The organism is Actinomadura vinacea (genome assembly GCF_039532545.1).
Lineage (GTDB): Bacteria > Actinomycetota > Actinomycetes > Streptosporangiales > Streptosporangiaceae > Spirillospora > Spirillospora vinacea.
This window is the reverse complement of record NZ_BAAARW010000002.1, coordinates 440,913-467,662: the sequence shown is the minus strand read 5'-3', so window position 1 is coordinate 467,662 and position 26,750 is coordinate 440,913. Positions and strand designations below refer to the sequence as shown.

The following is a 26,750-nucleotide window of genomic DNA, read 5'->3' as shown; positions in this document are numbered from 1 at the left end:
CTCGGGACGGGAGGTCATGGGTGAGCGCGACTTGGGAGGTGCCGGTGCGCGGGCCGCACCGGCCCCGGCCGATCAGGTTCCTGGAGCTGCACGAGAGCGCGGGGTGGCGGCTGAAGGTGTACGGGATCGCCTCCGAAGGCGGGCGACCCCCGGCCGAGCTGGTCGAGGCGGCGCTGAAGGCCGTTCCGGACGTGCTGCCCGCGCCGGCGGCCCGGCGCGGCGGGCCGGGCTCCGACCGGTACGGGCTGGGCTTCGTCGTCGTCCATTCGGCGGCCGACTTCAGCTTCGTCCTCTACGACTGGTGGGCCGGGGAGAACGAGATCCACCAGCGCCTCCACTCGGGCCCTCTCGACACCCCCTCCGACCTCGCGCCGCACCCGACCCCGGCGGTCTTCTGCGTCTGGGAGGGGGCCGTGGTCGACCACGAGCGGCGGGCCTGGCTGCGGCACGTGCTGGCCCGGCCGGACGGCCCGGACGTGGCGGGCTATCTCGGCGACCGGTTCGAGGGCGATCTTTGAAGGAGCTGAAGGTCCTCGGCGCCTGCCCCCTGGACTGCCCCGACGGCTGCTCGTGGGTGGTCACCGTGCGGGACGGCGCGGCGGTCGGGCTGCGCGGCAACCCCGACCACCCGTACACGCGGGGCGCGCTGTGCACCAAGGTCAACCGCTGGCTGGAGCACGCGGCCCAGCCGGACCGGATCCTGTACCCGCTGCGCCGCGCGGGCCGCAAGGGCGAGGGCCGGTTCGAGCGGATCACCTGGGACGAGGCGCTCGACGAGATCGCGGCCCGGCTGGGCCGGATCGTCGGGGAGCACGGCGGCGAGGCGGTCTGGCCGTACTGGGGCACCGGCACGCTCGGCTACGTCCAGGGGCTGGAGGGCCAGGCGGGCCGGCGGCTGTTCAACCTGATCGGCGCGTCCGGGCACGACGCCAACATCTGCTCGGCGGCGGGCATCACCGGGCTGACGTACACGATCGGGTCGGCCGGCGGCATGGATCCCGAGGACCTCGCGCACGCGCGGCTGATCATCCTGTGGGGCACCAACCCGCTGACCAGCGGCCACCACATCTGGAGGTTCGTGCAGGCGGCGCGCCGGGAGGGCGCGCACGTGGTGGCGATCGACCCGGTGCTGACCCGTACCGCGGCGCAGGCCGACGAGCATCTGGCGCCGCTGCCGGGCACGGACGCGGCGCTGGCGCTGGGGCTGCTCAACGTCGTCGTCGGCCGCGGCGCGCAGGACGAGGACTTCCTGGAGCGGCGCACCCTGGGCTGGCCGGAGTTCCGGGCCCGGATCGCCGAGTTCCCGCCGGCCCGCGCGGCGGAGATCTGCGGGGTGCCCGAGGAGCGGATCGTGGCGCTCGGCGAGCGGATCGCGCGGACCCGGCCGACCGCGATCCGGGCCACGCAGGGGCTGCAGCGGCACGCGGGCGGCGGTTCGGCCCTGCGGACGCTGGCGTGCGTCCCGGGCGTGACCGGGGACTGGGGGCGGCTGGGCGGCGGGCTGGTGTTCTCCACCTCCGGCCACATCAAGCTGAACCGCCGGGCGCTGTACCGCGACGACCTGCGGCCCGGCGGCCCGGGCTTCCGCCGCGTGCTGTCGATGAGCCGGCTGGGCGAGGGCCTGCTGGAGGTGGACGACCCGCCGGTCAAGGCGCTGTTCGTGATCGCCGCGAATCCGGCGGGCAGCACGCCGCACCAGAACAAGGTGCGGGCGGGGCTGGCCCGCGAGGACCTGTTCACCGTGGTGCTCGAGCGGTTCCCGACCGACACCACCGACTACGCCGACATCGTGCTGCCCGCGACGATGCAGCACGAGCACGCCGACCTGCACGAGGGCTACGGGCACTTGTACCTGGCCTGGAACGAGCCGGCCGTCGCGCCGCCCGGCGAGTGCCTGCCGACGACCGAGACGTTCCGGCGGCTGGCGCGGCGGATGGGCCTGGACGATCCGGCCCTGCAGGAGTCCGACGAGCGGCTGGCCGAGCAGGCGCTGTCGTCCGGCCACCCGTATCTGGAGGGGATCACCCTCGACCGGCTGCGCGAGGAGGGGTTCGTCCGGCTGGCGGTGCCCGACCCGTTCGTGCCGTACGCCGAGGGGTTCCCCACGCCGTCGGGACGGCTGGAGTTCGTGTCCGGGCGCGCCGCGGGCGCCGGGCTCGACCCGGTCGCCGGGCACGCCCCGCCCGCCGAGGTCACCGATCCGGGGCGCGCCGCGGCCTACCCGATCGCGTTGATCTCGGCGGCCTCGCACCACTTCCTCAACACGCAGTTCGGCAGCAACGCCGAGCTGCGCCGCCGGTCCGGGAACGGCCCGGCGCTGCGGATGCATCCGGACGACGCGGCGGCGCGCGGCCTGGAGAGCGGGCGGCGGGTCAGGGTCCGCAACGACCGGGGCGCGTTCGAGGCGGTGCTGGAGGTGACCGACCGGGTGCGGCCCGGCGTCGCGGCGACGACGAAGGGGCACTGGGCGAAGTTCTCCGGCGGCGCCAACGCCAACGCCGTGGTGGACGAGCGCGACACCGACCTGGGCGGCGGGCCGACCTTCCACGACACCCGCGTGGAGGTGGAACCGGTTGCCTGATCCCCCGCGTCAAGATCTTCCGTAGCGGTTCGGCGGCGGAGGAGCGGATGACGATGCGGGCGGAGCTCGATCGGGCCAGGAAGTACGAGCGGCAGGGCAGACCCGACCGGGCCGCCGTCGCGTACGCGGAGGTGGCCGGGGCGCTGGAGGCGGCGGGGGACTGGGCCTCGGCGGTCGCGGTGCGGGGGCGGCACGCCCGAGCGCTCCAGGACGCGGGCCGCACCGACGAGGCGATGCGGGTCCTGGCGCACGCCGATCACGCCGCCGCGGGCCTTCCGCCGCACGACGCCGGGGCGCGCGCCGTCCTGGACGGCCAGGCGGCGCACGTGCTGGCGGGCGCGGGCCGGCCGGCGGAGGCGCGGCGCCGGGCGATGGCCGCGGTGGGCGGGTTCCGGTCCGTCCAGGACCACAAGCGCGCCGACCGCGCCGCGCTGCACGCCGCCCGGCTGGCGGTGAAGGAGCTGGGGCATCGCGCGGCCGTCCCGGCGATCCGCGAGCTGATGGCCGGGGTCGACCCGGCGGGCGACGCCCGCCGCCAGATCTCCGTGCTGCTGGCCGAGGCCGAGCGGCGCCCCGACCGGGACCACGACATCCTCGTCACCGACCCGGACGCGCCGTCGTGGGGGCGGCTGGCCGCGGCCCTGGCGGTGGGCGCGCATCTGGCGGTCGGGAACGGGGTCGCCTGGAACCTGGCCGACGGCCGGGACGAGGACCCGGCCGACAACCGGGAACGGCTCGCCGAAAGCTGGGGCGTCACCGACGACGCGAGCTGGCGCGAGCAGATGGACGCGCTGCTGGTCGCCGAGAACAGCGACCCGGCGGTCCAGGTCGTGCTGGACCGCCGGCGCCGGGGCGACGACGAGTACGCCTGGCAGGAGGCCATCGCCGTGTGGTGCGGTGAGAAGGACATCTCGGCCGAGACCACGACCGCGCTGATCAAGCTGTCCACCCGCATCCTGCGGTACGAGGCGCGCTTCAAGGCGGACGAGGTGCTGCCCCCGGACGGCCGGATCGGCAGCGTGTTCGGGTACGACTTCGGCCGCGCGGTCAACATGGCCCGCTGGGGCCGCAACGCCGGATACTGCGACGCCGAGGAGGCCGAGAAGGACGTGCTGCTCGCCGCTGACCGGGCCCGCCGGATGTACGTCTCGTGGGCGGACTTCTCCGCCGGGTACACGCTGGGCCGGATGCTGCGGTTCGACGACGACGAGTTCGGCCGGTGGTACGCACGGTCGGTCGCCGTCCACCGCATCCTGACCGACGATCCCGGCAGCCCCTGGCGCAAGCTCGCCTGGGGCTGACCGGGGACCCGGGGGAAGTCAGGTGGCGAGCAGGGCGTCGATGTCGGCGGTGATCGCCCGCTTGCCCTTCTCGTCCAGCGAGGAGGCGGTCACGGCATTGCGGGCGAGGGCGGCCAGTTCCTCACGGCCCAGCCCGAAGGTGTCGGCCACGACGCGGTACTCGCCGGTCAGCGTGGTGTCGAACATGGGCGGGTCGTCGCTGTTGAGCGTGACGAACAGCCCCTCCGCCAGCATCGTCGGCAGCGGGTGCGAGGCGACGTCGGGGATCTGGCCGGTGCACACGTTGGAGGTGGGGCACACCTCCAAGGGGATCTGCGTCTCGCGCAGGTGCGCGACCAGCTTCGGGTCCTGGACGCAGCTGAGGCCGTGCCCGATCCGCTCGGCGCCCAACTCTTCGACGGCCTCCCAGATCGTCTCCGGCCCGGTCATCTCACCCGCGTGCGGGAGGCTGCGCAGGCCGGCGGCGCGGGCGGCCCGGAAGGCGTCCCGGATCGCCTCGGTGTGGCCCGCGCGGGCCTGCTCGAGGCCGCCCAGCCCGAACCCGACCAGCGCCTCGGGCGGGTGGTTCAGGGCCTGGTCGAGGGTGCCGCCGATGATGTCTCCGGGCAGGCCGGCGGGGATGTCGAAGATGTAGGCCATCTGGACGCCGTGCTGTTCGCGCGCCTGCCGGGCGGCCGTGTCCAGCGCCTCGGTGACCGCGGCGGGCGCCATCCCGACCAGCCGGTGGGAGTGCGGGGTGACGGTCAGCTCGACGTACCGCGCGTTCTGCGCGGCGAGGTCGCGGGCGGTGCCGAGCACCAGGGTGGCGACGTCCTCCGGGTCCCGGACCAGGGCGTTGACCGCCTGGTAGACCTCGATGAAGTGGGGGAAGTCGCGGAAGCGGTAGAAGTCGCGCAGCTCCGCCTCGGAGGCCGGGACGGGGCCGTCCGGGTGCCGGCGGGCCAGTTCCAGGACCGTGGGGACCGAGGCCGAGCCGACCAGGTGGACGTGCAGCTCCACCTTCGGCAGGGCGTCGATGAACTCGTGCACGGGCTTGATCGTTTGAGTCACGCGGCGACGCTACAGTCGCCGTTCACCACAAGACGGCAAACTCGGGGTTATCTAACAGAAGAATGTCAGAATGGCGGTATGCGTGCGTCCCGGCTGATCTCCCTGGTGCTCCTGCTGCAGTCGCGGGAGCGCATGACGGCCGCCGAACTGGCCCGTGAGCTGGAGGTCTCCGAGCGCACCGTGTACCGGGACGTGGAGGCGCTGTCGGCGGCGGGCGTCCCGGTGTACGCCGAGCAGGGCCGCAGCGGCGGCTACCGGCTCGTCGGCGGTTACCGCACCCGGCTGACCGGGCTCAGCCGGGAGGAGGCCGAGGCGCTGTTCCTGGCCGGGCTGCCCGGCCCGGCCGAGGACATGGGCCTGGCCGACGCCGTGGCCGCGGCGGAGTTGAAGGTGCTCGCCGCGCTGCCGCCCGCGCTGCGGGACGCCCCCGAGCGCGCCGGGCAGCGCTTCCACCTGGACGCCCCCGGCTGGTTCGGCCGGTCGGGCCCGCCGCCGGTGCTGCGCGAGCTCGCCCAGGCCGTGTGGCGGGACGAGACCGTCCGATTCCGCTACCGCCGCGACCGCGATCGCGAGGTCGAGCGGACGGCCGAGCCGTACGGCCTCGTCCTCAAGAACGGCACCTGGTACCTGATCGCCCGGGTCGCCGACCGGCACCGGGACGGCCACCGCACCTACCGGGTCGACCGCATCACCGGCCTGGTCCCGGCCGGCGGGCGCTTCGACCGCGACGAGGCCTTCGACCTGCCCGGCTACTGGTCGGTCCAGGCGGAGGCGTTCCTGCGGGCGATGCTGCGCGAGGAGATCACGGTGCGGATCAGCCCGGCGGGCCTGCGGACGCTGCGGTACGCGGTGGAGCCGTACGCGGCGCGGCAGGCCATGGCCAAGGCCGGGGAGCCCGACGCCGACGGCTGGGTAGTCACCACCCTGCCGGTCGAGTCCCCCGACGTCGCCTGCTCCGAGCTGCTGCGGCTGGGCGCGGACATCGAGGTCCTCGACCCGCCGGAGCTGCGCGACCGGATCGCCGGGACCGCCGCGCGCATCGCCGCCCTCTACCGCTAGGCGGAGCGGCTAGCGGTATCCGGTGACGTCGGCGGGCTTGCCCGCCCACTGGACCTCTTCGATGTAGCGCCAGGCGTCCGGGCGGCTCCCGTCGGCGTCGGTGAAGCCGTACACCTGGGCCAGCCCGCCGCTGGACAGCGACCTGCCGTTCCAGCGGGCGCGGTCGGGGTCGGCGGCCAGGGCCGCGACGGCCCGTCCGACGAAGGCGGGCGATTCGGAGATGGCGAAGTGCCCGGCGATGCGGGTGCCCTCCAGCCAGTTGTCCTCGGTGACGCCGTAGTTCTCCAGCATCGCCTCGGACCTGAGCCAGCCGGGGGTCAGCGAGACCGCCGTGCAGCCGTGCTCCTTGATCTCCTCCGAGAGGGCCAGGCCCATGCGGATCACCGCCCACTTGGCGATGTCGTAGAAGAAGCCGGTCTCCCAGCGGTACGCGGCGTTGCTCTCGGCGGTGCCGTCGGTCATCTCGACGACCAGCCCGCCCGGGTTCCTGATCAGCAGCGGGAGGGCGCGGTGGCTGGTGATGGCGTGGGAGTCCAGCGCCAGCCGGAACATCCGGAGGCCGTCCTCCAGCGGCAGGTCCCACAGCTTTCTGCGGAACTTGATCAGGTGGTCGGCGCCCCAGATGTCGTTGACCAGGACGTCCAGGCGCCCGTGGTCGGCGTCGATCCGCTCCACCAGGCGTTCGACCTGGGCGGGGTCGAGGTGGTCCACCGGCACGGCGATGCCCTCGCCGCCCGCGGCGGTGACCAGCTCGGCGGTCTCCTCGATGGTCTCGGGACGGTTCACCTCCGAGCGCCGCTCCCGGGTCGTGCGCCCGGTCGCGTAGACGGTCGCCCCGGCCGCGCCCAGTTCCACGGCGATGCCGCGCCCGGCGGCGCGGGTGGCCCCCGCGACCAGGGCGACCGTACCGGCCAGAGGCTTCTCGGCGCGGGCGGCCCCGGTGGTGTCGTCGGTCGTGTTCTCGCTCATGGGACGATGTTCGCAGCGAAACCTGACAGCCCGCGTCAGGTTTTCCGGCGAGCCGTGACGTTCCCGCGGTCCGGTCAGCCGAAGATGCTGATGCCGCCCGGTCCGACCAGGAAGCCCAGCACGATGAGCACGATCCCGAAGATCAGCTCGCGCCGCGCGACGATGACATAGATACCGGCGACGATCAGGGCCACCGCGATGATCCACAGCAAGGTGAGCATGGTCGCGGGGTCCCCGCCCCCGCGACCACCAAACGACTCCTTCGAGATGGATGTCCGAAATTGCCTCTTTGTTGCGGTTTTATGGGCTGGGGACGGCCTCCCTGCACAGCCGCAGCACGTTCGCCACGATCCGGTGCCCCGCCCGCCCGGTCGCGGTCAGGATCGACTCGGGATGGAACTGCACCGCCCAGCGCCGCCGCGCCGGGTCCTCGATGGCCATCACCACGTCCCCGGTCAGCGCGGTGACCTGGAATCCCGTCACCCGGTCCGGCGTGGCGTGGAGAGAGTGGTAGCGGGCGGCGGTGAACTCGTCCGGCAGCCCCTCGAACAGCGCCCCGCCCGCCACCTTGACCCGTCCCGGCTTGCCGTGCGACGGCTCGGGCAGCAGCGCCAGCCCGCCGCCCGCGTGCTCGACCATCGCCTGGAGCCCCAGGCACACCCCGAAGACGGGCAGCGCGCGCTCGTCGAGCGCGTCCAGCAGCGCACCGGTGGCGAAGTCGTCGGGACGGCCCGGCCCGGGCGACAGCACGACCAGGTCGGGCGCGTACTCGTCCAGCATCCCCACCGGGAAGCCGTGCCGCAGCGTGACCACGTCGGCGCCCTGCTGGCGGAAGTAGTCGGCGAGGGTGTTGACGAAGGAGTCCTCGTGGTCCACCACCAGGACCTTCAGGCCCTCCCCCGCACGCTCCCCCTCCACCTCGGGCGGCCCGGCCTGCGCGGCCTCACCGCCGCCCTGGGCCGTCTCCGCCTGGGACTGGGCCAGCGCCTGGAGCAGCGCACTCGCCTTGAGGTGGGTCTCCCGCTCCTCCTCGTCGGGGTCGGAGTCGTACAGCAGCGTCGCCCCGGCCCGGACGGTCGCCACCCCGTCCCGGATCTGCGCGGTGCGGAGCGTGAGCCCGGTGTTCATCGACCCGTCGAAGCCGACGCACCCGACCGCTCCGCCGTACCAGCGGCGCGGCGTGTCCTCGTGGTCCTCGATGAACTGCATCGCCCACGTCTTGGGCGCTCCGGTGACCGTGACCGCCCACATGTGGGTGAGGAAGGCGTCCAGCGCGTCGAACCCGGGCCGCAGCCGCCCCTCGATGTGGTCGACGGTGTGGATCAGCCGCGAGTACAGCTCGATCTGCCGCCGCCCCAGCACGCGCACGCTGCCCGGGACGCAGATCCGCGACTTGTCGTTGCGGTCCACGTCGGTGCACATGGTCAGCTCGGACTCGTCCTTGGCCGACGAGAGGATCGTGCGGATCTGCTCGGCGTCCTCCAGCGCGTCGGCGCCGCGCCGGATCGTCCCGGCGATCGGGCAGGTCTCCACCCGGTCGCCGCTGACCCGCACGAACATCTCCGGCGAGGCCCCGACCAGGTGCTCGCCCTCGCCCAGGTTGAACAGGAACTCGTAGGGCGCGGGATTGGTCTCGCGCAGCCGCTCGAAGAACGCGGGCGGGGAGTCGCAGCGGCCGGACATCGCGTGCCCGGGGGTCACCTCGAACAGGTCGCCGCGGACGAACTTCTCCTTGGCGTCCCGCACCATCTGCGCGTACAGGCCCGGGACGGGCTGCGGCGGCAGTTCGGCGGCGGCCGCGGGCGGCGTCGGCTCGGTCTCGCGCGGCAGCCCGGCGGTGCCGGCGCCGTCCACCGTGAAGTCGTAGGACAGCCGGTGCGAGGTCTCCCGCTTCCGGTCCACCACGATCATCTCGTCGGCCAGGTGGAGCACCAGGTCACGCTGGTCGGCGGGACGCTCCAGGCGCGTGCGCAGCGGCTCGAACTGCAGCGACAGGTCGTAGCCGAACGCCCCGTACAGGCCCAGGTGCGGGTCGTCGCAGCGGAACAGGTCGATCACGGCGCGCAGCGCGGTGAAGACGGTCGGCCGGCGGCTGCGCTCCTCCTCGGTGAAGAACCCCTCGGCGGGCGGCACGTGCACCTCCACCCGCCCGGGTTCGTCGGCCCGGGTCTCGCCCGTGCCGCGCAGCACGGGCGAGACCGCGCGCAGCACCACCCGGCCGCGGTCGTTGAGGGCCCGCGCGGTGACCGTGCGCCCGCGCGCGACGATCTCCAGGCAGGGGTCGAGATAGGCCATGTGCCAGCGGCTGTAGCGGCCGGGATACTCCATGCCGGAGCTCAGCACGCCGCCGCGCCGCTCCCCGAGGGCGGCGACCAGGGCGTTCAGCACGTCGGACTTGCGCTCGGGGTCGACCGGCGTCGCCGTACGGGTGACCCGTACGCCCCCGCCGGTCGTGAACTCGCTGGTCTGCGAAGGTTCTGGGACGGTCTCCACCGCGGTGGCCCCTCAAGGATTCGGGCCCTCCACCCCTGGCCGCCCAACGCGAGACGACCGCCGGGAGAGGGCGGTCGCCTGGATGTCGGAACAGCTCGAACCGGCGCCGCCTCAGCGGCGCCACCACCACTTGCGCTGGCGGTTCCCGGTTCGCATGCGCCGAGCGTACCCGCAGCCGGGCCCGGCGGCCAAGCGCACCGCCCGGCCGCGTCACGCCACCGGATCGTCCTGGGCCGCACCGGGCCGCCGCCGGGCGCGCCCAGGGTTTCCATCACCGGCCGACCTTGCCATCATGAGGAGTGCAAGGGTTCGCTTACAGGAACGGGGTCCAGCTCCCATGACCGGCTCGACCAGCGGGCGGAACACCGAGTTCGAACTGCGCGGGGTCAACCATCTGGCCCTGGTGTGCAGCGACATGAAGCGGACGGTGGACTTCTACCAGGGTGTGCTGGGCATGCCGCTGATCAAGACCATCGAGCTGCCGATGGGGTGGGGGCAGCACTTCTTCTTCGACTGCGGCGGCGGGAACGCGCTGGCCTTCTTCTGGTTCCCGGACGCGCCCGAGCCGGTGCCCGGGGTCTCGGCGCCCAGGAACCTGCCCGACCGGGGCGAGCTGCTCTCGGCGGTCGGGTCCATGAACCACATCGCCTTCGACGTGCCGCCGGAGCGGATCGAGGAGTACCGGGAGCGGCTGATCGCCAAGGGCATCGACGTGGGCACGCTGCTCAACCACGACGACAGCGAGTTCGGGGTGGCGCCCGAGATGCACGACGGGGTGTTCGTGCGGTCGATCTACTTCAAGGACCCCGACGGGATCCTGGTGGAGTTCGCCGCCTGGACGCGGGAGCTGGACTCGCCCGAGGACGTCCGGCACGAGCCGCGGACCGCCGCCGACCGCACCGTCTGACCACACCTCCGATGGGGGTATAGTCCCACGTCAAACGACACATGTCCGAATCCGGCAACATGCCGGACGTCGAGTGGAACGATCCACCCAGTCGTGCCGTCTCCGATATCGGACTGTGATCCCCACCACGGTAAGCTCACGCAGTTTGCACCCCTGCGATCGGCCGGTCCCGTGATCCGGGCGGCCCTCGCGACGAGGAGGACCCCTTGGCCTCGAGCTCCCAGAAACGGCCGCCTGAGGCGCGGCGCACCGACCGCAGCCCATGGAACTGGCTACTGATCGTTCCCGTGGTGGTCCCGCTGCTGACCTTCCTGTACAACAGCGACGAGCCCCGGGTGGCCGGCTTCCCCGCCTTCTACTGGATCCAGTTCCTGTTCATCGCGCTGGCCGTGATCTGCACATTGATCGTCTACCGCGCGACCAGAAGGCGGGACTGAGCGATGTCCGACCACATCACCGAAATGATCGTCTTCGCGGCACTGTTCCTGCTGGTCAGCGGGATGGGCTTCGTGGCGGCCCGGTGGCGCCGGCCCGAGACGATGGACAGCCTCGACGAGTGGGGGCTGGGCGGCCGCAGCTTCGGCAGCTGGATCACCTGGTTCCTCATCGGCGGCGACCTCTACACCGCCTACACCTTCGTGGCCGTCCCCGCCCTGGTGTTCGGGGCGGGCGCGGCCGGCTTCTACGCGGTGCCCTACACCATCGTGGTCTACCCGCTGGTGTTCCTGGTGCTGATCCGGCTCTGGTCGGTGTCGCACGTGCACGGCTTCGTCACCCCCGCCGACTTCGTCCGCGCCCGGTTCGGTTCACCGACCCTGGCGCTGGTCATCGCGATCACGGGCATCGTCGCGACGATGCCGTACATCGCGCTGCAACTGGTCGGGATCGAGGCGGTCCTGAAGGCGATGGGGGTGCACGGCCATCTGCCGATCATCATCGCGTTCGGCATCCTGGCCGCCTACACCTACCAGTCCGGGCTGCGGGCACCGGCCCTGATCGCCTTCGTCAAGGACGTGCTGATCTACCTGGTGATCATCGTGGCGGTGCTCTACATCCCGACCCGGCTGGGCGGCTGGGGCGACATCTTCGGCTCCGCGCAGGCCAAGTTCGACAAGACGCCCGTCCCGTCCGACGGGACGTTGCTGGACGGCACCAACCAGCTCAACTACGCGATGCTCGCGCTGGGCTCGGCGCTGGCGCTGTTCCTCTACCCGCACAGCATCACCGGCGTGCTGGCCAGCAAGAACCGTGACGTGATCAAGCGGAACATGGCGGCGCTGCCCGCCTACAGCTTCGTGCTGGGCCTGATCGCGCTGCTGGGCTTCATGGCGATAGCGGCCGGGGTGAAGCCGGTGACCACCGACGGCAAGCCCGACACCAACACCGTGGTGCCGCTGCTGTTCGACAAGATGTTCCCCGACTGGTTCACCGGCGTCGCGTACGCGGCGGTCGGGATCGGCGCGCTGGTCCCGGCGGCGATCATGTCGATCGCCGCGGCCAACCTGTTCACCCGCAACATCTACAAGGAGTACCTCAACCGGGACGCCAGCGAGAAGCAGGAGGCCACGGTCAGCAAGCTGGTGTCGCTGATCGTCAAGGTCGGCGCGGTGGCCTGCATCCTGCTGCTGGACCCCGAGTTCTCCATCGACCTCCAGCTGATCGGCGGCGTGATCATCCTGCAGACGCTGCCGGCGGTCGCGCTGGGCCTGGTCACCCGCTGGTTCCACCGCGGCGCCCTGGTCGCGGGCTGGGCCGCGGGCATGGTGGCGGGGCTGTGGATGCTCTACCAGATCCCCAACCCGGCCAAGGGCAAGGCCCACTTCGGCGGCTCGGCGTACAAGCTCAGCGAGTTCGGCCTGGACACCAAGATGACGATGTACGTGGGCATGCTGGCCCTGGCCGTCAACCTGGTCGTGGCGATCGCCGGAACGCTGATCTGCCGTGCGGCCAAGCTGCCCGACGGCGAGGACGCCACCCGGGAGTCCGACTACGTCGCCGATGAGGGCGACCCGAAGGTCAAGGACCTGGAGGTCGCCTCCAGCACCTGATCGGCGCGGCACCCGGTCCACGCGGGCCCGGCCACCGCACGGTGGCCGGGCCCGCGCGCGTCCGGGACTTCGAGCGTCTCAGGAGTCCAGGTAGCCGGGGTTGGCGACCAGCAGCTTGTCGCGGACGGTCTCGGTCAGCATCGCCCTGGTCTCGGCGGCGCGGTCGTCGAGCTCGCCGGCCCTGATCGCCGCCGCCAGGGCGGCGTCGTCGGGAAGGCCGAGGGCCTCCAGCCGCGCGCGGTGCCGTACGGTCTGGGCCCCGCCCTCCGCCATCTCCCGCTCGACGATCGACAGCGCGTTCACCGCGACCAGGGCGTGGAAGCGGGCCCGGCCCGCCAGCGCGCCGACCACGTCCCGCTCGAGGAACTCGCGGACCGATTCCACCAGTTCGCGGGCGGTGGGGGCGTCATGGGGCGCGGCCATCGGCGACTCCTCGATCGAGAACAGAACGCGATTCTACCGTGCGCCCCACCCGGGAGTCCGGCCTGCGCCGAGCGGAGCCCCGGGCCCGCGGCAAAGGTCGGTAAGAGTCGGCAAAGATACGCCCGGCGCCGCCTTGAACCGGGGAACTCTCGGGAATCAACCTGCCACCTTGCGTCACAAACGCAACCGCTGTCACATCACGATCACCTCGCAGGTCGCATTCCAAGGGTCGCCTGGCATCAGGGGGATGGAGGGTGAGCGCACCCATGAAGGCCGCCACCGCGTATGCGCGGACCGTCGTCGCAACCGCACTGACCGCCACGGCGCTGGCCGTGACGGGGCCGCTCCCCGCGGTCGCGCCCGCCGCGCACGCCGACGACCTCGACATCGAGCCCGTCACCGGCCGCGCCGACCGTTCCGTCACGGTGTCCGGAGGCTGCCAGACCGACGACCGCAAGGTGGTCATCGGCGGCGCGGCACAGGGCACCGGCGAGGTGACCGACGGCTGGTTCAGCGTACGGGCGCGGGTCGTCCAGCAACGGCCCGGCAGCCACCGGGTCAAGGCGCGGTGCTCGGACTCCGGCTTCACCCAGGAGGGCCTCATCAGCGTGCAGGCCCAGCACGGGGACGACAAGCACAACGGCCATGGCGGTCACAACGGCCATGGCGGTCATGGCGGTCATGGCGGGCACGACGGCCACGGCGGGCACGAGGCCACCGAACCGCGCGGCTGGGCGCGGACGGGCGGCGGCGGCGCACGGGACGGCGGCCTGGCGTGGACGCTGACGGGACTGGCGCTGCTGGTGTGCGCCGCCGGGGTCGGGGTGTCGGCGCTGGTACGGTCCCGGGCGGCCCGTGCGAGGCCGTAGCGCCGTCGCCATCGGGCTGGTGGTCGTGGGCGCGCTCGCGATGCGCCACGGCGCGCGGGACCGCGAGCCTCGCGTGCACTACCGCGACTTCGGCGGCCCCCGCTCGCTCTGGCACATCCCGGACGGAAAGGCGCTCCCCTCGTCCGCGCCCACCCGCGTCGAGATCCCCGACATCGGTGTCGACGCCCCGGTGATGCGGGTGGGCCTGAACAAGGACGGCACCGTGGGCGTACCGCCGTTCCACAAGGCGGGCCACACCGGCTGGTACGAGCGCGGTCCCGCGCCGGGGAGCCGGGGGCCTTCGGTCATGCTCGGGCACTACGACGACATGCACGGGCCCGCCGTCTTCCACAGGTTGCACAGGCTCCGCCCTGGAGCGCGCATCCGGGTGACGCGGCGGGACCGGAGCGTGGCGGTGTTCCGGGTGGACGCGATGGAACGCGTACCGAAGTGGGAGTTCCCCCGCGCGCGTGTGTACGGGAAGGTGCGCTACGCGGGACTGCGGCTCATCACCTGCGGCGGGACGTACGACAAGACCGACCGGTCGTACAACGACAACGTCATCGTGTACGCGCACCTGACCAGAGGCGAGGTCCGGCATTCGCCCGTCTAGGGCAGCATCTGCAGCAGGTCCCATTCGTTCTCGGCGACGCGCCGTCCCAGGACGGCCAGTTCCACCGACCGTTCGCCGCCCGACAGGTGGCGGCGGGCCTGCATGGCGCAGATGACGCCCCAGCGGGCCACGCCGAACATCTCCCACCAGTGCAGCTCGTCGCGGTCCACCGTGGCGCCGCCCGCCCGTTCGTAAGCCTCGATGAGCTGCTCGTAGGTCCCGAACCCGCCGACCGGCAGGTCGGATCCGAAGCGCCACGCCTTCGCGCACAGCCAGCCCAGGTCCTCCATGGGGTCGCCGAGATGGGCGAGCTCCCAGTCGAGGACGGCCCTGACGCCGTCCGGGCCGACGATGAGGTTCCCGTTGCGGAAGTCTCCGTGCACGACGGCCGGCGGCCGTTCGGGGGGACGGCCGCGCTCCAGCCGGCGCAGGGCGAACTCCAGGGCGGGGTGCGGCTCGCCGATGGCGTCCAGCACCTCCTGGCAGCTCCGCAGCCGGTCGGCGCGGTCGAGGCCGGCGACGGCGTCCACCGGGATGCGGTGCACGGCCGCGAGGATCTCGCCGCACCGCGCGGCCAGCTCCGCGCGCGCGGCGGCCAGCGCGGGGTCGCGCAGGACGCGGCGCGGGATGCTCTCGCCCTCGATCCGCTCCATCACCACGAAGGGGATGCCGAGCGGGCCGTCCGGGCCGTCCGCCGCGATCACCTCAGGGCTCGGCACGCCGGCCGCGGCCGCCGCCCGCATCAGCCCGGCCTCGCGGGTCAGCGGCACCGCGGCCAGGGCGCCGGGCGCGCCGTCCAGCCGCAGGATCAGCGGGTGCGCCCGGCCCGCCGCGGTGACCGCCTCGAAACCGCAGGTGACCCGGGACGCGCCGCCCCCGGCCCGGCCGAGCCCGCGCACCTCGACGCCGGGCCCGTACCGCTCGGCGAGCACCCCGGCCAGCGGGCCGGCCAGCCGTTCCAGATCCATCCGCCCTCCCGCGGCCGGCGTAAGTGACCGCTTCCCATCCTGGCAGGCGCCGGCCCCCGGAGAGGACGCGTCCGGAGCGGAGGGCGGTCAGGCGCGGCCGTAGGAGTCCTCGAGGCGCTCGATGTCGTCCTCGTCGAAGTCGCCGAAGGCGATCTCCATGACCCGCACGGCGGGCCCGGACGAGCTCAGCCGGTGGGTGTCGCCGGCCCGGATCAGCACCCGCTCGCCCACCTCCGGCTCGATCCGGCGCCCGGCCACCTCGAACACCGCGCCCGGGTCGAGCGCCACCCACAGCTCGTCGCGGTCGCGATGGCGCTGGAGGCTGAGCCGCTGGCCGGGATCCACATGGATCAGCTTCACCGTGGACGGCTCGTTCAGCGTGAAGCGCTCGAAGCTCCCCCACGGCCGACGCTCGGTCTCGACGGAGGGTTCGGGCCTCAGGTCGGTCTGCACAGTCACCTCGGAGATCATCGTTCTCGACTCGGCTCGGCGGCGCCCCAGGGCAGGCCCGCCAGGATCAGATCGGCCAGGCTGTCGACCACCACCGCACGGGGCACCTCGCCGGCGTGGTCGAGCCACCAGTCGCCGGCGGTCTGCACCATACCGACGACCGCGTGCCCCCACACATAGGCCCGGGTCCGGTCGATGCCGTCGCCCTCGGCGACCATCACCTCGGCCAGTTCCCGGCTCACCCCGCGGATCATGGTGCTCATCACGCTGTGCGTGGCCGCGTCCTCCGCGCTGGCCCGGTGCATCAGGAACCGGTAGAGGTGCAGGTTCGCCGAGATGATGGCCAGGTAGGTGTCGATCGTCGAGCGGGTGCGGGCGCGCACCGAGCCGGAGCGGGAGAACTCCGCCCGGATGCCCTCCACCAGCCGGCGCGTGTGCCGCTCGGCCAGCGCCTGGTAGAGCCCGCTCTTGTCGCCGAAGTGGCGGTACAGGATCGGCTTGCTGATCCCCGCCTCCGCGGCGATGGCGGCCATCGACGCCTCCGGGCCCTCCCGCTGGATCACCCGGTCGGCCGCCTCCAGCAGGGCGCGCCGGCGGTCGGGATCGCGCCGCGATCCCGGTCTGGCCGCACCTGTGGACGTCATGGCCAGAACCGTACCGCCACCGGGGCCGGAAACCCGCGGCCGGGCACCGCTCATGATCGCTCCCCTCGCCGCGGAAGGTCCGGAACACCCCGCGGCAGTCCATCGACGGTCCGTCCAATACTGGCGATCGGACGCGGCCGGGTAAAGATCCGCCGGCCGCACCGCGGTCGCCGGGCCGCGCCCCCGCGCCGCGCGGCGTGTTCCGTCCGTTCGCGGCGCGATCGCGAAGATTTCACCGGCGGGACACCTGCTTCGCGCCGTGCGCGCGACGGCGGGTAAAGATCTGGTCAGCGGCACCCCCGGCCACGGCGGTGCCCAGGTATGGCCAGGGGCATGAACGCCGGTCGGCGCACCGGTCAGCGCACCGGGAGGCCCGTGATGGTGCGGCCGATGACCAGCCGCTGGATCTCGCTGGTCCCTTCGAAGATGGTGAAGATCTTGGCGTCGCGGTGCATCCGCTCGACCGGGTACTCGCGGGTGTAGCCGTTGCCGCCGAGGATCTGGACGGCCTCCTCGGTGACGCGCACGGCCGCCTCGCTGGCCATGAGCTTGGCCATGGAGCCCTCGGCGTTCTGGAACTCCTTGCCGGTGCGGGCCATCCAGGCGGCCCGCCACACCATCAGCCGGGCGGCGTCGATCCGGCACTTCATGTCGGCCAGCTTGAACGCGATGGCCTGGAAGTCGCCGATCTTCCTGCCGAACTGCTCGCGCTCGCGGGCGTAGTCCAGGGCGTAGTCGTAGCCGGCCCGGGCGACGCCCAGGGCCATGGCGCCCACCGCCGGCCGGGTGGTCTCGAAGGTCTTCATGGCGGCCTGCCCCTTGGCGCTCTTGCCCTCGCGCACCCGGGCGATCCGCTGGTCGAACCGCTCCTTGCCGCCGACGATCAGCCCGCCGGGGATCCGGACGTCGTCCAGGATCACCTCGGCGGTGTGCGAGGCGCGGATGCCGTGCTTGCGGAACTTCTGGCCCTGCTTCAGCCCGGGGGTGTCGGGCGGGACGATGAAGCTCGCCTGGCCCCGGCTGCCGAGTTCGGGGTGGACGGAGGCGACCACGACGTGGACGTCGGCGATGCCGCCGTTGGTGGCCCAGGTCTTGGTGCCGTTGATCACCCACTCGTCCTTGGCCTGGTCGTACACGGCGCGGGTGCGGATGGCGCCGACGTCGCTGCCGGCGTCGGGCTCGGAGGCGCAGAAGGCGCCCAGCCGGACGTCGTCGGGCGTGCCGAACATCTGCGGGACCCATTCCCCGGTCTGCTCGGGGGTGCCGACGGCGGCGACGGAGGCGGCGGCGAGGCCGGTGCCCACGATGGACAGCGCGATGCCGGCGTCTCCCCAGAACAGCTCCTCGAAGGCCACCGGGATGCCCAGCCCGGTGGGCTCCAGCCATTGGGCGGCGAAGAAGTCCAGCGAGTAGAGCCCGACCTTCGCGGCCTCCTGGATCAAAGGCCAGGGGGTCTCCTCGCGCTCGTCCCACTCCTCGGCGGCGGGACGGATCACCTCGCGCGCGAACTCGTGGACCCATTGCCGGACCTCGCGCACGTCCTCGCCGAGGTCGATGGAGAACGGCGTCGGCTCGGTGCTCGTCATCGTTATTGACCCTCTCTCCAATATTAGCTGTTACCAACGGTAGCACCCGGACCGGGCGGCGAATGCGGCACCGTGGCCAGAGTCACAAAGAGTGAGGCGACGTGCGCATCGGCGCACAAAAAAAGCCGCCGGATCCTCACCCGGGAGGAAGGCGGGGGTGGACGGGCGCCCCGGGACACCGTCGTCCGGGGGCGGCCCCGTCCGGCTCAGGAGAGCAGCGGACGGCGCACCGAGGCGTAACCGGGGACCTCGACCATCGGCGGGCGCTCACCCACGCTCACGTCGCTGACGAGCACGTCATGGCCGCCCGGGGCGCGCCGGAACTGGGTGAGGGCCGTGGCGGGGGCCTCCAGCGGGAGCATCCGGCCGTGCCGCTGCAGCCGCGACCAGACGGTCAGCAGGATCTGCGACGACATCGCCCCGAGGGCCTCGTTGGACTGGTGGGAATGGATCCGGCGGCCCAGGTCGACCTGCGCGATGGCGTCCAGGCCCGCGTCCTGGAAGACGTCCAGGAGCAGGCCCATCTCGACCCCGTACCCGGTGACGAAAGGCAGCCGCTCCAGCAGGGCGCGGCGCCCGGCGTACTCTCCGCCCAGCGGCTGCATCACCCCCGCCAGCAGCGGCCAGTGCAGGTTGATCAAGGGCCGGGCGACCAGTTCGGTGACCCGCCCGCCGCCGCCCTCCACCCGGTTCTCGCCGTTGACCAGCGGACGGTCGTAGCAGCCCTTGACGTAGCCCACCGACGGATCGGTGAGCAGCGGCCCGAGCAGGCCGGTGACGTAGCCGGTGGAGAACGCGCGCAGATCGGCGTCCACGAAGACGATCAGATCGCCCCGGGTGGCCGCCAGGGACTTCCACAGCGCCTCCCCTTTGCCCGACATCCGGCCCGTCTCCGGCAGCACGGCGTCCTGCGCGACCACCTCGGCCCCGGCGGCCGCGGCCACCTCCGCGGTGCGGTCGGTGGACCGGGAGTCGATCACCACGATCTCGTCGACCAGGGGAACCTGCTCGATCAGTTCGGCACGGATGGCGGCGACGATCGCGCCGACCGTCGCCTCCTCGTCGCGGGCCGGCAGCACCACGCTGATCCGGGTGGCGCCCTTCGCCGCGAGCAGGGTGTCGAGCGGCCAGTCCGCCGTATCGCTGGTACGGCGGCGCCACCACGACGCGACCTCAGGCAGCACGCGATCTCCCTTCCGTCGGGACCGTCTGGGGGACGAAGACGTCCTTAAGACAGGAAACGCCATGTCAGCGCAGATATTCACCGTTGGAACGGAACCAGATCAGCCGACCCGAGAACTTAACATCCGGACAACACATCGGTCATTCGGCGGCATGCCGATCCAAGAAAGCGTAAACGTCCGCCTCGTCCACACCCGGGAAGGCCCCCGGGGGCAGCACCGACAGCACGTGGGAGTGCGCGCGGGCGGACGGCCAGGCCATGCCCTCCCACCGCTCGGCCAGCTCCAGCGGCGGTCGCTGGCAGCAGTCGCCGTCCGGGCAGGCCGACCTGACCCGGTTGGTGGTCTCCCGGCCGCGGAACCAGCGCGAGTCCTCGAACCGGACGCCGAGCGTGATCGCGAAGTCGCGCTCGTGGCTGGGGTCGATGTGCGACAGGCACCAGTACGTGCCGGTCGGGGTGTCGGTGTACTGGTAGTAGACCGAGAAGCGGTCGGCGGTCTGGAACACGTGCCGGCCGGCCCACTCCCGGCACATCCGCTGGCCCTCGATGGCGCCGTCCTCGTCCTGGGGGAAGATCAGGCCGTCGTTGGCGTAGGCCTTGTAGATGGTGCCGTTCTCGTCGTTCTTGGTGAAGTGCAGCTGCAGGTCGAGATGGTGGGTCGCCACGTTGGTGAAGCGGTGCGCGGCCATCTCGTACGACACCGAGAACACGTCGGCGAGGTCCTCCACCGACAGCTCGCGCGCGGCCTTGGCCTCCTGCAGGTAGGGGACGACGGCCCGCTCGGGCATCATCATCGCGGCGCCGAAGTAGTTGGCCTCGACCCGCTGGCGCAGGAAGTCGGCGAAATCCCTGGGCACGTCGTGGTCGAGGGCGATGTGCCCGAGCGTCTGCAGCAGGATGGTGCGGGGCGTGTGCATGCCCAGCTGCTCGCGCTCCAGGTAGATGCGGCGGTTGCGCAGATCGGTGATCGACCGGACCGAGCGCGGCAGGTCCTGGACGTACTGCAGCCCGAACCCGAAATGGCTCACCAGGGTCATCAGCATCCCCTGCGACACCGCCCCGCCCCGGTAGCCGATCGCGTCCAGCGTCTGGGTGGCGACCTGCTCGATCTCGGAGAAGTGGTTGCCGCGCTCGTGCATCTGGCGGCGCAGCTCCGCGTTGGCCTTGCGCGCCTCCTCGGGGCTGGCGGTGGGCTTGGTGCGGCTGCGCCGGAGCTCCCCGTACAGGGCGAGGATGTGCTCCAGCACATCGTTGGGCATCCGCTTGCCGACCTTGAGGTGGGAAACCCCGAGCGAGCGGTAGAGGGGATCGCGCTGCGCCTCCTCCAGGGCGATCTCCAGCTGGGCGCGGCGGCTGGGCGGCTGCCGCCGCAGCAGCTCCTCGACCGGGACCTCCAGCGCGGCGGCGAGGGACTGCAGCAGCGACAGCTTCGGCTCGCGCCGCCCGTTCTCCAGCAGGGAGAGCTGGGACGGCGCCCGGCCGACGCGCTCGCCGAGATCCGCGAGCGTCATGCCGCGCGCCCGGCGCAGATGCCGCAGCCGCTGCCCGAAGGTCACCAGGTCTACATCGCTCGTCAAGTTGAGTGGTTCTTCTCGCGGCAAGGTCGTCACGGCTTCATATTAACGGAAATTTCGAACTTCTTCCGTTAATCGAGGGTCCATCCAGGCGTCGCGGCCGGGGCATAGTCGAGGCAAGCACCCAGGGGACGACACAGAAGGGCACATCATGAGCGATAGTCGCCTCAAGGGCGCAGCCGAGGAGCTGCAGAGGCAGTGGGAGACCGACGAGCGCTGGCAGGGCATCGAGCGGACCTACACCGCCGAGGACGTCGTCCGCCTGCGCGGCTCGGTCCAGGAGGAGCACACCCTCGCCCGGCTCGGTGCCGAGCGCCTGTGGAAGCTGCTGCACGAGGAGGACTACGTCCACGCCCTCGGCGCGCTCACCGGAATGCAGGCCGTCCAGCAGGTGAAGGCCGGGCTCAAGGCCATCTACCTGTCGGGCTGGCAGGTCGCCGCCGACGCCAACCTGGCCGGGCAGACCTACCCCGACCAGAGCATCTACCCGGCCAACTCGGTCCCGGCCGTGGTCCGCCGGATCAACAACGCGCTGCTGCGCGCCGACCAGGTGCAGTGGTCGGAAGGCGGCGGGCAGGACGCGGACGCCACCCACTACCTCGCACCCATCGTCGCCGACGCCGAAGCCGGGTTCGGCGGCGTGCTCAACGCCTTCGAGCTGATGAAGGGCATGATCGCGGCCGGTGCGGCGGGCGTGCACTGGGAGGACCAGCTGGCCTCCGAGAAGAAGTGCGGGCACCTGGGCGGCAAGGTCCTCATCCCGACCTCGCAGCACGTCAAGACGCTCAACACCGCCCGGCTCGCCGCCGACATCAGCGGCGTCCCGTCCCTGATCATCGCGCGGACCGACGCCGAGGCCGCGACCCTGATCACCACGGACGTGGACGAGCTCGACCGCGAGTTCCTCACCGGCGAGCGCACCGCCGAGGGCTTCTACCGGGTCCGCAACGGCCTCGAGCCCTGCATCGCCCGCGCCAAGGCGTACGCGCCCCACTCCGAGCTCATCTGGATGGAGACCGGCACGCCCGATCTGGAGGTCGCGCGCAAGTTCGCCGAGGCGGTCAAGGCCGAGTACCCCGACCAGATGCTGGCCTACAACTGCTCGCCGTCGTTCAACTGGAAGAAGCACCTGGACGACGCGACGATCGCCAAGTTCCAGCGCGAGCTGGGCCACATGGGCTTCACTTTCCAGTTCATCACGCTGGCCGGCTTCCACGCGCTCAACCACGGCATGTTCGACCTGGCCCACGGCTACGCCCGCGAGGGCATGACGGCCTACGTCGACCTCCAGGAGCGCGAGTTCGCGGCGGTCGAGCGCGGCTTCTCGGCGGTCAAGCACCAGCGCGAGGCCGGCACCGGCTACTTCGACCAGGTCAGCACGGCCATCGCGCCGGACTCCTCGACCACGGCCCTCAAGGGCTCCACCGAGGAGGCGCAGTTCCACTAGACGACCCGAGTCCCCCCAGTCCCCTCAGTTCTCCTCGGCACGAGGCTCACTGAGGACGCCGGCCCAGCCCCGGCCGGCGCGAAGAAGGCCCCTCCTCCGCTCCTACACCCGGAGGAGGGGCCTTCTGAGGTCCGCGTATGTGCGCCTGACGTGCGCCTGACGTGCGGCCGGGGTCCGCGGACCGGGGCCGACACGCGAGCGGGCAAATGGGGTTCAAGTTGGCCGATTCCGGCAGCACCATCGACACCGCCCTCCGCGCGGGATCAAGGTCTGTGCGTACCTCTTGATCACACAACGATGGAGGAGGCCCCATGGCACTGCGCCGTACCCCACGCAGCCTGCCGTACCCACGAGCCCTGCCGGTCGCGATCGCGGCGGCAGGGCTCGCCGTCCTGGCCCCGGCGATGCCCGCCTCGGCCACCGCCGCCTTGCGCTACGCCCCGGGCGCGTCCGGCGTCGGCGACACCTACTTCCCGCTGGAGGGCAACGGCGGTTACGACGCCCGCCACTACTCGCTGAACCTGGCCTACGACCCCGAGTTCGACCAGCTCGACGGGGTCGTGACCCTCACCGCCAAGGCCACCCAGAACCTGTCGAGCTTCAATCTCGACCTGTCCGGGATGGACGTGGAGCGCGTCAAGGTCGACCGGCAGAAGGCCGACTTCAAGCGGCGCGGCCAGGAACTGACGGTCACCCCGCGCAAGGGCATACGGGCCGGCAAGACGTTCACCGTCGCCATCACCTACGGCGGGGTCCCGCAGACGATCGTCGGATCGCCCATCGTCTTCGGCTCACCGTACGGGTTCCTGCACACGCCCGACGGCGCGTTCGTCGGCGGTGAGCCCAACGGCGCCTCGACCTGGTTCCCGTCCAACGACCACCCGAGCGACAAGGCCACCTACGACTACACCATCACCGTTCCCGAGGGCCTGCGGGCGGTGGCCAACGGCGTGCTGACCTCGCGCGAGGAGCGCCGGGCGTCGTTCAGCAGGCGCGCGTCGGCGACCGCGGCGTCCACCTTCAAGTGGCGCGAGGACAGCCCGATGGCGACGTACCTCACGACGATCGACATCGGCAAGTGGGAGGTCAAGACGGGCAAGACGCCGCTGGGCACGCCCAACTACGTCGCCGTCGATCCCACGCTGATCGAGAGCCAGCCGGACGCGGTGGACTTCTTCTTCAACACGACGAGCGAGGCCACCGACCTCTGGACGACCAAGTGGGGCCCCTACCCGTTCAACACCATCGGCGCCATCGCCGACGACGCCCGGTTCAACGGGCAGCCGCTCGGCTTCTCCCTGGAGACCCAGGGCAAGCCGGTGTACTCGGCGGTGCGCGACACCCCGACCATCGCGCACGAGGTGGCGCACCAGTGGTTCGGTGACAGCGTCAGCCCGGCGCGGTGGAAGGACATCTGGCTCAACGAGAGCTTCGCGACCTGGTGCCACCTCTACTGGACCGAGCAGCACGGCGGGGCGACCGTCCAGGACTCGGTGCGCGCCACCTATGCCGCCCGGCCCTTCCCCGACCCGGCGGGCCGCCCGTTCTGGTCGGTAGTGATCGCCGACCCGCAGCGCGACACGATGTTCAACCAGCGCGTCTACGCCGGCGGAGCGATGGTGCTGCAGTTCCTGAGGGAGCGGATCGGCGACGAGAAGTTCTTCTCGCTGCTGCGCACGTGGGCCACCAAGCACCGGTACGGCAACGCCACGACCGAGCAGTTCACCGCTCTGGCCGAGCAGGTCTCCGGCCAGGATCTGGACGCCTTCTTCCAGACCTGGATCTACTCCCCCGGCAAGCCCTCGCTGCCGTAGGACGGACCGCCTCCGGGCGAGCCCGGCGCTGACCGAGCGCCGGGCTCGCCCGGACAACGAAATTCGCGTGGATGTCCGCCGCGGTTTTCCGTATGCTCACCCCAAGTGGGCGTCTTTCCGTGGGTCGCGTGGTTCGCTTTCCGGCGGCACACCGCCTATCCGCTCAGCGGGATCGCGGAGGCTCTGACCAACACCGCCTTCGGCTTCATCCGCGCCTACATCCTCATCGCGCTGTGGCATGAGCGGCCGTCGCTGGGCGGCTACGACGTCACCGACGCGGTCACCTTCGCCTTCCTCACCCAGGCGCTGGTGGGGCCCGTGCAGCTGTGGGGCGGCCTGGAGCTGACCGAGCGGATCCGCAGCGGGGACGTGGCGATCGACCTGCACCGGCCCGCCGACCTGCAGGCGTGGTGGCTGGCCGACGACCTGGCCCGCGGCCTGGCGACCCTGCTGCTGCGCGGCGGCCCGCCGCTGATCGCCGGGGTGCTGGTGTTCCAGATACGGATCCCGGGGCCGGGGACGCTGGCGGCGTTCGCGCTGGCGGTGATGCTGGGCGTGCTGGTCGGCTTCGGCATCCGCTATGCGGTGGCGCTGGGCACGTTCTGGCTGCACGACGACCGCGGCCTGCAGGCGATCTCGCTCATCCTGGCGATGTTCTTCTCCGGCCTGCTCCTGCCCCTGGTGGCCTTCCCCGGCCGGCTGGGCACGCTGGCGCAGGCGCTGCCGTGGGCCGCGCTGATCCAGGTCCCGGCCGACGTGTTCCTCGGCAAGCACACGGGTGCGGAGCTGGTGCGGGCGCTGGCGTTCCAGGCGCTGTGGGCGGTGGTGCTGCTGGCCGCGGGCCGCGCGATGACGCTGGCGGCGCGGCGGAGGCTGGTGATCGACGGTGGCTGAGGGGACCGTGGCCGAGAAGGCGGCCGCGCGCTCGGCCCTGGCGGAGGCCTGCGACCGGACGGTCGGCATGTACGCGCTGCTCGCCTGGACCTGGGTGCGGGCCGCCGCACGGTACCCGGTGTCGATGTTCCTGCTCAGCCTGAGCGCGGCGGCGGTCGGCGCGCTGGACCTGGCCGCGATCGTGCTGATGTTCGCCCACACGCCGGAGATCGCCGGGTTCTCCGCGATCGAGGTGGTCTTCCTGTACGGCACCTCGGCGCTGGCGTTCGCCGTGGGCGACGTGCTGCTGGGCTCCACCGAGCGGCTCGGCCGGCACATTCGCGCGGGCACGCTGGACCCCATGCTGGTGCGGCCGGTGAGCCCGCTGATCCAGATCGCCACGGAGGACTTCTCGCCGCGGCGGCTGGGGAAGCTGATCCCGGCGGTCGCCGTGCTGGCGCTGGTCCTGCCGCGGCTGGAGGCGCCGTGGGACGCGGGCCGGATCGCGATGGTCCCGGTGATGGTGCTGTCGGGCGCCGCGCTGTTCTCGGGTCTGTGGGTGCTGACCGCCTCCGTGCAGTTCGTCCTGATCGACGGGCACGCGGCCACCAAGTCGATCACCAACGGCGGCTCGTTCCTGACCCAGTACCCGATGAACATGTTCGCCCGCGACCTGGTGCGCGGGCTGACGTTCGTCGTGCCGCTGGCGTTCGTGAACTGGCAGCCCACGCTGTACGTGCTGGACCGGCCCGACCCGACCGGGCTGCCGGAGTGGCTGCGGTTCGCCTCGCCGGTGGTGGCCGCGGCGGTATGCGCGGTGGCGGCCGCGGCCTGGCGGAGCGGGCTGCGGCACTACCGGTCGACGGGAAGCTGAGGACCAGGGCTGCGAGGGGGCATCGGGCATGATCGAGGTCGAGGGCGTATCCAAGGCGTTCACCGTCCGCAAGCGGACGGGGCGCGGGATCCGCCGCGCGCGGACGACGGTGCAGGCCGTGCGGGAGGTGTCGTTCGCGGTCGAGCACGGGGAGTTCGTGGGCTACCTGGGGCCCAACGGCGCGGGCAAGTCCACCACGATCAAGATGCTGACCGGGATCCTCACCCCGTCGTCGGGGCGGGTGCGGGTGTGCGGGCTGGACCCGTCCCGGCAGCGCACCGCCCTGGCCCGGCGGATCGGCGTGGTGTTCGGGCAGCGCACCACGCTGTGGTGGGACCTGCCGCTGCGCGACAGCCTCACCCTGATCCGGCGCCTGTACCGGGTGGAGGCGGGCGCGCACCGGGCCCGGCTGGCCGAGCTGACCGGGCTGCTGGAGCTGGAGCCGTTCCTGGACACCCCGGTCCGGCAGCTCAGCCTGGGCCAGCGGATGCGCGGCGATCTGGCGGCGGCGCTGCTGCACGATCCCGAGCTGCTGGTGCTGGACGAGCCGACGATCGGGCTGGACGTGGTCAGCAAGGCGACGGTGCGCGAGTTCCTGGAGCGGCTGAACTCCGAGCGCGGCACCACGATCCTGCTGACCACGCACGATCTGGGCGACATCGAGCGGCTGTGCCGGCGCGTCCTGATCATCGATCACGGCCGACTGGCCTACGACGGCGAACTGGACCGGCTGCGGGAGACGGTCGAACCGGACCGGGTGCTGGTGGTGGAGCTGGCCCGGCCGGGCCCGCCGATCGCGCTGCCGGAGGTGGAGGTGGTGGCGGCCGACGGTCCCCGGCAGTGGCTGCGGCTGCCCCACGCGGCCAACGCGGCGGCGGTCGTGGCGGCGCTGGCGGGCCGGTACGACGTCCGGGACATCGCGCTGCGGGAGGCCGATATCGAAGAAGTGGTCGCCCGCCTCTACCGTGGGGACCATGCCTACGAGCGTCCCGGCCGCCCGGTGGTGCCGTGACGCCCGGCGGCG

General features: G+C 72.2%; 25 protein-coding genes. 14 read left to right on the top strand and 11 right to left on the bottom strand.

Annotation, left to right across the window (positions count from 1 at the left end; genetic code table 11):
• Window positions 1–20: 20 nt before the first annotated feature.
• Genes ABD340_RS04040 through ABD340_RS04030 form a run of 3 tightly spaced genes read left to right on the top strand, consistent with a single transcriptional unit; the run spans window position 21 to window position 3,882 of the window.
• On the top strand, window positions 21–518 hold the full coding sequence (locus ABD340_RS04040) for a hypothetical protein (RefSeq protein ID WP_344587040.1): 498 nt from the start codon (window positions 21–23) through the stop codon (window positions 516–518).
• Between the two features lie 5 nt (window positions 519–523).
• Window positions 524–2,581, top strand: coding sequence for a molybdopterin-containing oxidoreductase family protein (locus ABD340_RS04035; protein WP_425547311.1), 2,058 nt, complete (start codon window positions 524–526; stop codon window positions 2,579–2,581).
• Between the two features lie 47 nt (window positions 2,582–2,628).
• Window positions 2,629–3,882 (top strand): DUF1266 domain-containing protein, encoded by a 1,254-nt coding sequence (locus ABD340_RS04030; protein WP_344587037.1) that lies wholly within the window; start codon window positions 2,629–2,631, stop codon window positions 3,880–3,882.
• Between the two features lie 18 nt (window positions 3,883–3,900).
• Here ABD340_RS04030 and add read toward each other — a convergent pair whose 3' ends face one another.
• Entirely contained in the window at window positions 3,901–4,932 is a 1,032-nt protein-coding gene (add, locus tag ABD340_RS04025; protein WP_344587036.1) for an adenosine deaminase, read from the bottom strand.
• 78 nt (window positions 4,933–5,010) lie between these two features.
• Here add and ABD340_RS04020 point away from each other — a divergent pair, with 78 nt between their 5' ends.
• Window positions 5,011–5,991 (top strand): helix-turn-helix transcriptional regulator, encoded by a 981-nt coding sequence (locus tag ABD340_RS04020; RefSeq protein WP_344587035.1) that lies wholly within the window; start codon window positions 5,011–5,013, stop codon window positions 5,989–5,991.
• A 9-nt stretch (window positions 5,992–6,000) separates the two neighbouring features.
• Here the strand turns inward: ABD340_RS04020 and ABD340_RS04015 are convergent, their stop codons facing one another.
• The 3 genes from ABD340_RS04015 to ABD340_RS04005 all read right to left on the bottom strand — a co-directional run bounded on the left by ABD340_RS04015 (window position 6,001) and on the right by ABD340_RS04005 (window position 9,453).
• Window positions 6,001–6,960 carry an SDR family oxidoreductase gene (locus ABD340_RS04015; RefSeq protein ID WP_344587034.1) on the bottom strand — a complete coding sequence of 320 codons (960 nt, stop codon included), beginning with the start codon at window positions 6,958–6,960 and terminating at the stop codon, window positions 6,001–6,003.
• A 74-nt stretch (window positions 6,961–7,034) separates the two neighbouring features.
• Entirely contained in the window at window positions 7,035–7,181 is a 147-nt protein-coding gene (locus ABD340_RS04010) for a GPGG-motif small membrane protein (RefSeq protein WP_344587033.1), read from the bottom strand.
• Window positions 7,182–7,260: 79 nt separating this feature from the next.
• Window positions 7,261–9,453, bottom strand: a complete 2,193-nt coding sequence (locus tag ABD340_RS04005; protein ID WP_344587032.1) for an anthranilate synthase component I — start codon at window positions 9,451–9,453, stop codon at window positions 7,261–7,263.
• Between the two features lie 337 nt (window positions 9,454–9,790).
• Between ABD340_RS04005 and ABD340_RS04000 the strand changes: the two genes are divergently transcribed.
• The 3 genes from ABD340_RS04000 to mctP all read left to right on the top strand — a co-directional run bounded on the left by ABD340_RS04000 (window position 9,791) and on the right by mctP (window position 12,408).
• A complete protein-coding gene (locus ABD340_RS04000) occupies window positions 9,791–10,360 on the top strand; it encodes a VOC family protein (RefSeq protein ID WP_344587031.1) in 570 nt (189 codons plus the stop codon).
• A 206-nt stretch (window positions 10,361–10,566) separates the two neighbouring features.
• Entirely contained in the window at window positions 10,567–10,797 is a 231-nt protein-coding gene (locus tag ABD340_RS03995) for a DUF3311 domain-containing protein (RefSeq protein WP_344587029.1), read from the top strand.
• A 3-nt stretch (window positions 10,798–10,800) separates the two neighbouring features.
• Window positions 10,801–12,408: a monocarboxylate uptake permease MctP gene (gene mctP, locus ABD340_RS03990; RefSeq protein WP_344587027.1), complete on the top strand. Its 1,608-nt coding sequence runs from the start codon at window positions 10,801–10,803 to the stop codon at window positions 12,406–12,408.
• A gap of 78 nt (window positions 12,409–12,486) precedes the next feature.
• On the opposite strand, the gene ABD340_RS03985 is transcribed toward mctP, so the two are convergent.
• Window positions 12,487–12,831 carry a DUF6285 domain-containing protein gene (locus ABD340_RS03985; RefSeq protein WP_344587026.1) on the bottom strand — a complete coding sequence of 115 codons (345 nt, stop codon included), beginning with the start codon at window positions 12,829–12,831 and terminating at the stop codon, window positions 12,487–12,489.
• A 254-nt stretch (window positions 12,832–13,085) separates the two neighbouring features.
• On the opposite strand from ABD340_RS03985, the gene ABD340_RS03980 reads away from it, so the two are divergent.
• Complete coding sequence (locus ABD340_RS03980; protein WP_344587025.1) at window positions 13,086–13,700, top strand: hypothetical protein; 615 nt, start codon at window positions 13,086–13,088, stop codon at window positions 13,698–13,700.
• Complete coding sequence (locus ABD340_RS03975) at window positions 13,687–14,313, top strand: class F sortase (RefSeq protein ID WP_344587024.1); 627 nt, start codon at window positions 13,687–13,689, stop codon at window positions 14,311–14,313. Before ABD340_RS03980 ends, ABD340_RS03975 begins: the two co-directional genes overlap by 14 nt.
• On the opposite strand, the gene ABD340_RS03970 is transcribed toward ABD340_RS03975, so the two are convergent.
• The 6 genes from ABD340_RS03970 to ABD340_RS03945 form a co-directional block, all read right to left on the bottom strand.
• Complete coding sequence (locus ABD340_RS03970; protein ID WP_344587023.1) at window positions 14,310–15,281, bottom strand: phosphotransferase family protein; 972 nt, start codon at window positions 15,279–15,281, stop codon at window positions 14,310–14,312. The two genes, ABD340_RS03975 and ABD340_RS03970, sit on opposite strands and share 4 nt — an antisense overlap.
• Before the next feature lie 87 nt (window positions 15,282–15,368).
• Window positions 15,369–15,740, bottom strand: coding sequence for a phosphomannose isomerase type II C-terminal cupin domain (locus tag ABD340_RS03965; protein ID WP_344587022.1), 372 nt, complete (start codon window positions 15,738–15,740; stop codon window positions 15,369–15,371).
• 8 nt (window positions 15,741–15,748) lie between these two features.
• Window positions 15,749–16,375, bottom strand: coding sequence for a TetR family transcriptional regulator (locus tag ABD340_RS03960; RefSeq protein ID WP_344587021.1), 627 nt, complete (start codon window positions 16,373–16,375; stop codon window positions 15,749–15,751).
• A gap of 356 nt (window positions 16,376–16,731) precedes the next feature.
• Window positions 16,732–17,961 carry an acyl-CoA dehydrogenase family protein gene (locus ABD340_RS03955; RefSeq protein WP_344587020.1) on the bottom strand — a complete coding sequence of 410 codons (1,230 nt, stop codon included), beginning with the start codon at window positions 17,959–17,961 and terminating at the stop codon, window positions 16,732–16,734.
• Between the two features lie 206 nt (window positions 17,962–18,167).
• Window positions 18,168–19,145, bottom strand: coding sequence for a glucosyl-3-phosphoglycerate synthase (locus ABD340_RS03950; RefSeq protein ID WP_344587019.1), 978 nt, complete (start codon window positions 19,143–19,145; stop codon window positions 18,168–18,170).
• A gap of 139 nt (window positions 19,146–19,284) precedes the next feature.
• On the bottom strand, window positions 19,285–20,721 hold the full coding sequence (locus tag ABD340_RS03945) for a helix-turn-helix domain-containing protein (protein WP_344587018.1): 1,437 nt from the start codon (window positions 20,719–20,721) through the stop codon (window positions 19,285–19,287).
• A gap of 148 nt (window positions 20,722–20,869) precedes the next feature.
• Between ABD340_RS03945 and aceA the strand changes: the two genes are divergently transcribed.
• From aceA to ABD340_RS03920, 5 genes are all read left to right on the top strand, one after another.
• Complete coding sequence (aceA, locus tag ABD340_RS03940) at window positions 20,870–22,165, top strand: isocitrate lyase (RefSeq protein ID WP_344587017.1); 1,296 nt, start codon at window positions 20,870–20,872, stop codon at window positions 22,163–22,165.
• A gap of 311 nt (window positions 22,166–22,476) precedes the next feature.
• Window positions 22,477–23,979 carry a M1 family metallopeptidase gene (locus ABD340_RS03935; protein WP_344587015.1) on the top strand — a complete coding sequence of 501 codons (1,503 nt, stop codon included), beginning with the start codon at window positions 22,477–22,479 and terminating at the stop codon, window positions 23,977–23,979.
• Between the two features lie 105 nt (window positions 23,980–24,084).
• Window positions 24,085–24,873 carry an ABC transporter permease gene (locus ABD340_RS03930; RefSeq protein ID WP_344587014.1) on the top strand — a complete coding sequence of 263 codons (789 nt, stop codon included), beginning with the start codon at window positions 24,085–24,087 and terminating at the stop codon, window positions 24,871–24,873.
• Window positions 24,866–25,726, top strand: a complete 861-nt coding sequence (locus ABD340_RS03925) for an ABC transporter permease (protein ID WP_344587012.1) — start codon at window positions 24,866–24,868, stop codon at window positions 25,724–25,726. Before ABD340_RS03930 ends, ABD340_RS03925 begins: the two co-directional genes overlap by 8 nt.
• A gap of 28 nt (window positions 25,727–25,754) precedes the next feature.
• Window positions 25,755–26,738 (top strand): ABC transporter ATP-binding protein, encoded by a 984-nt coding sequence (locus tag ABD340_RS03920; RefSeq protein WP_344587011.1) that lies wholly within the window; start codon window positions 25,755–25,757, stop codon window positions 26,736–26,738.
• Window positions 26,739–26,750: the final 12 nt, after the last annotated feature.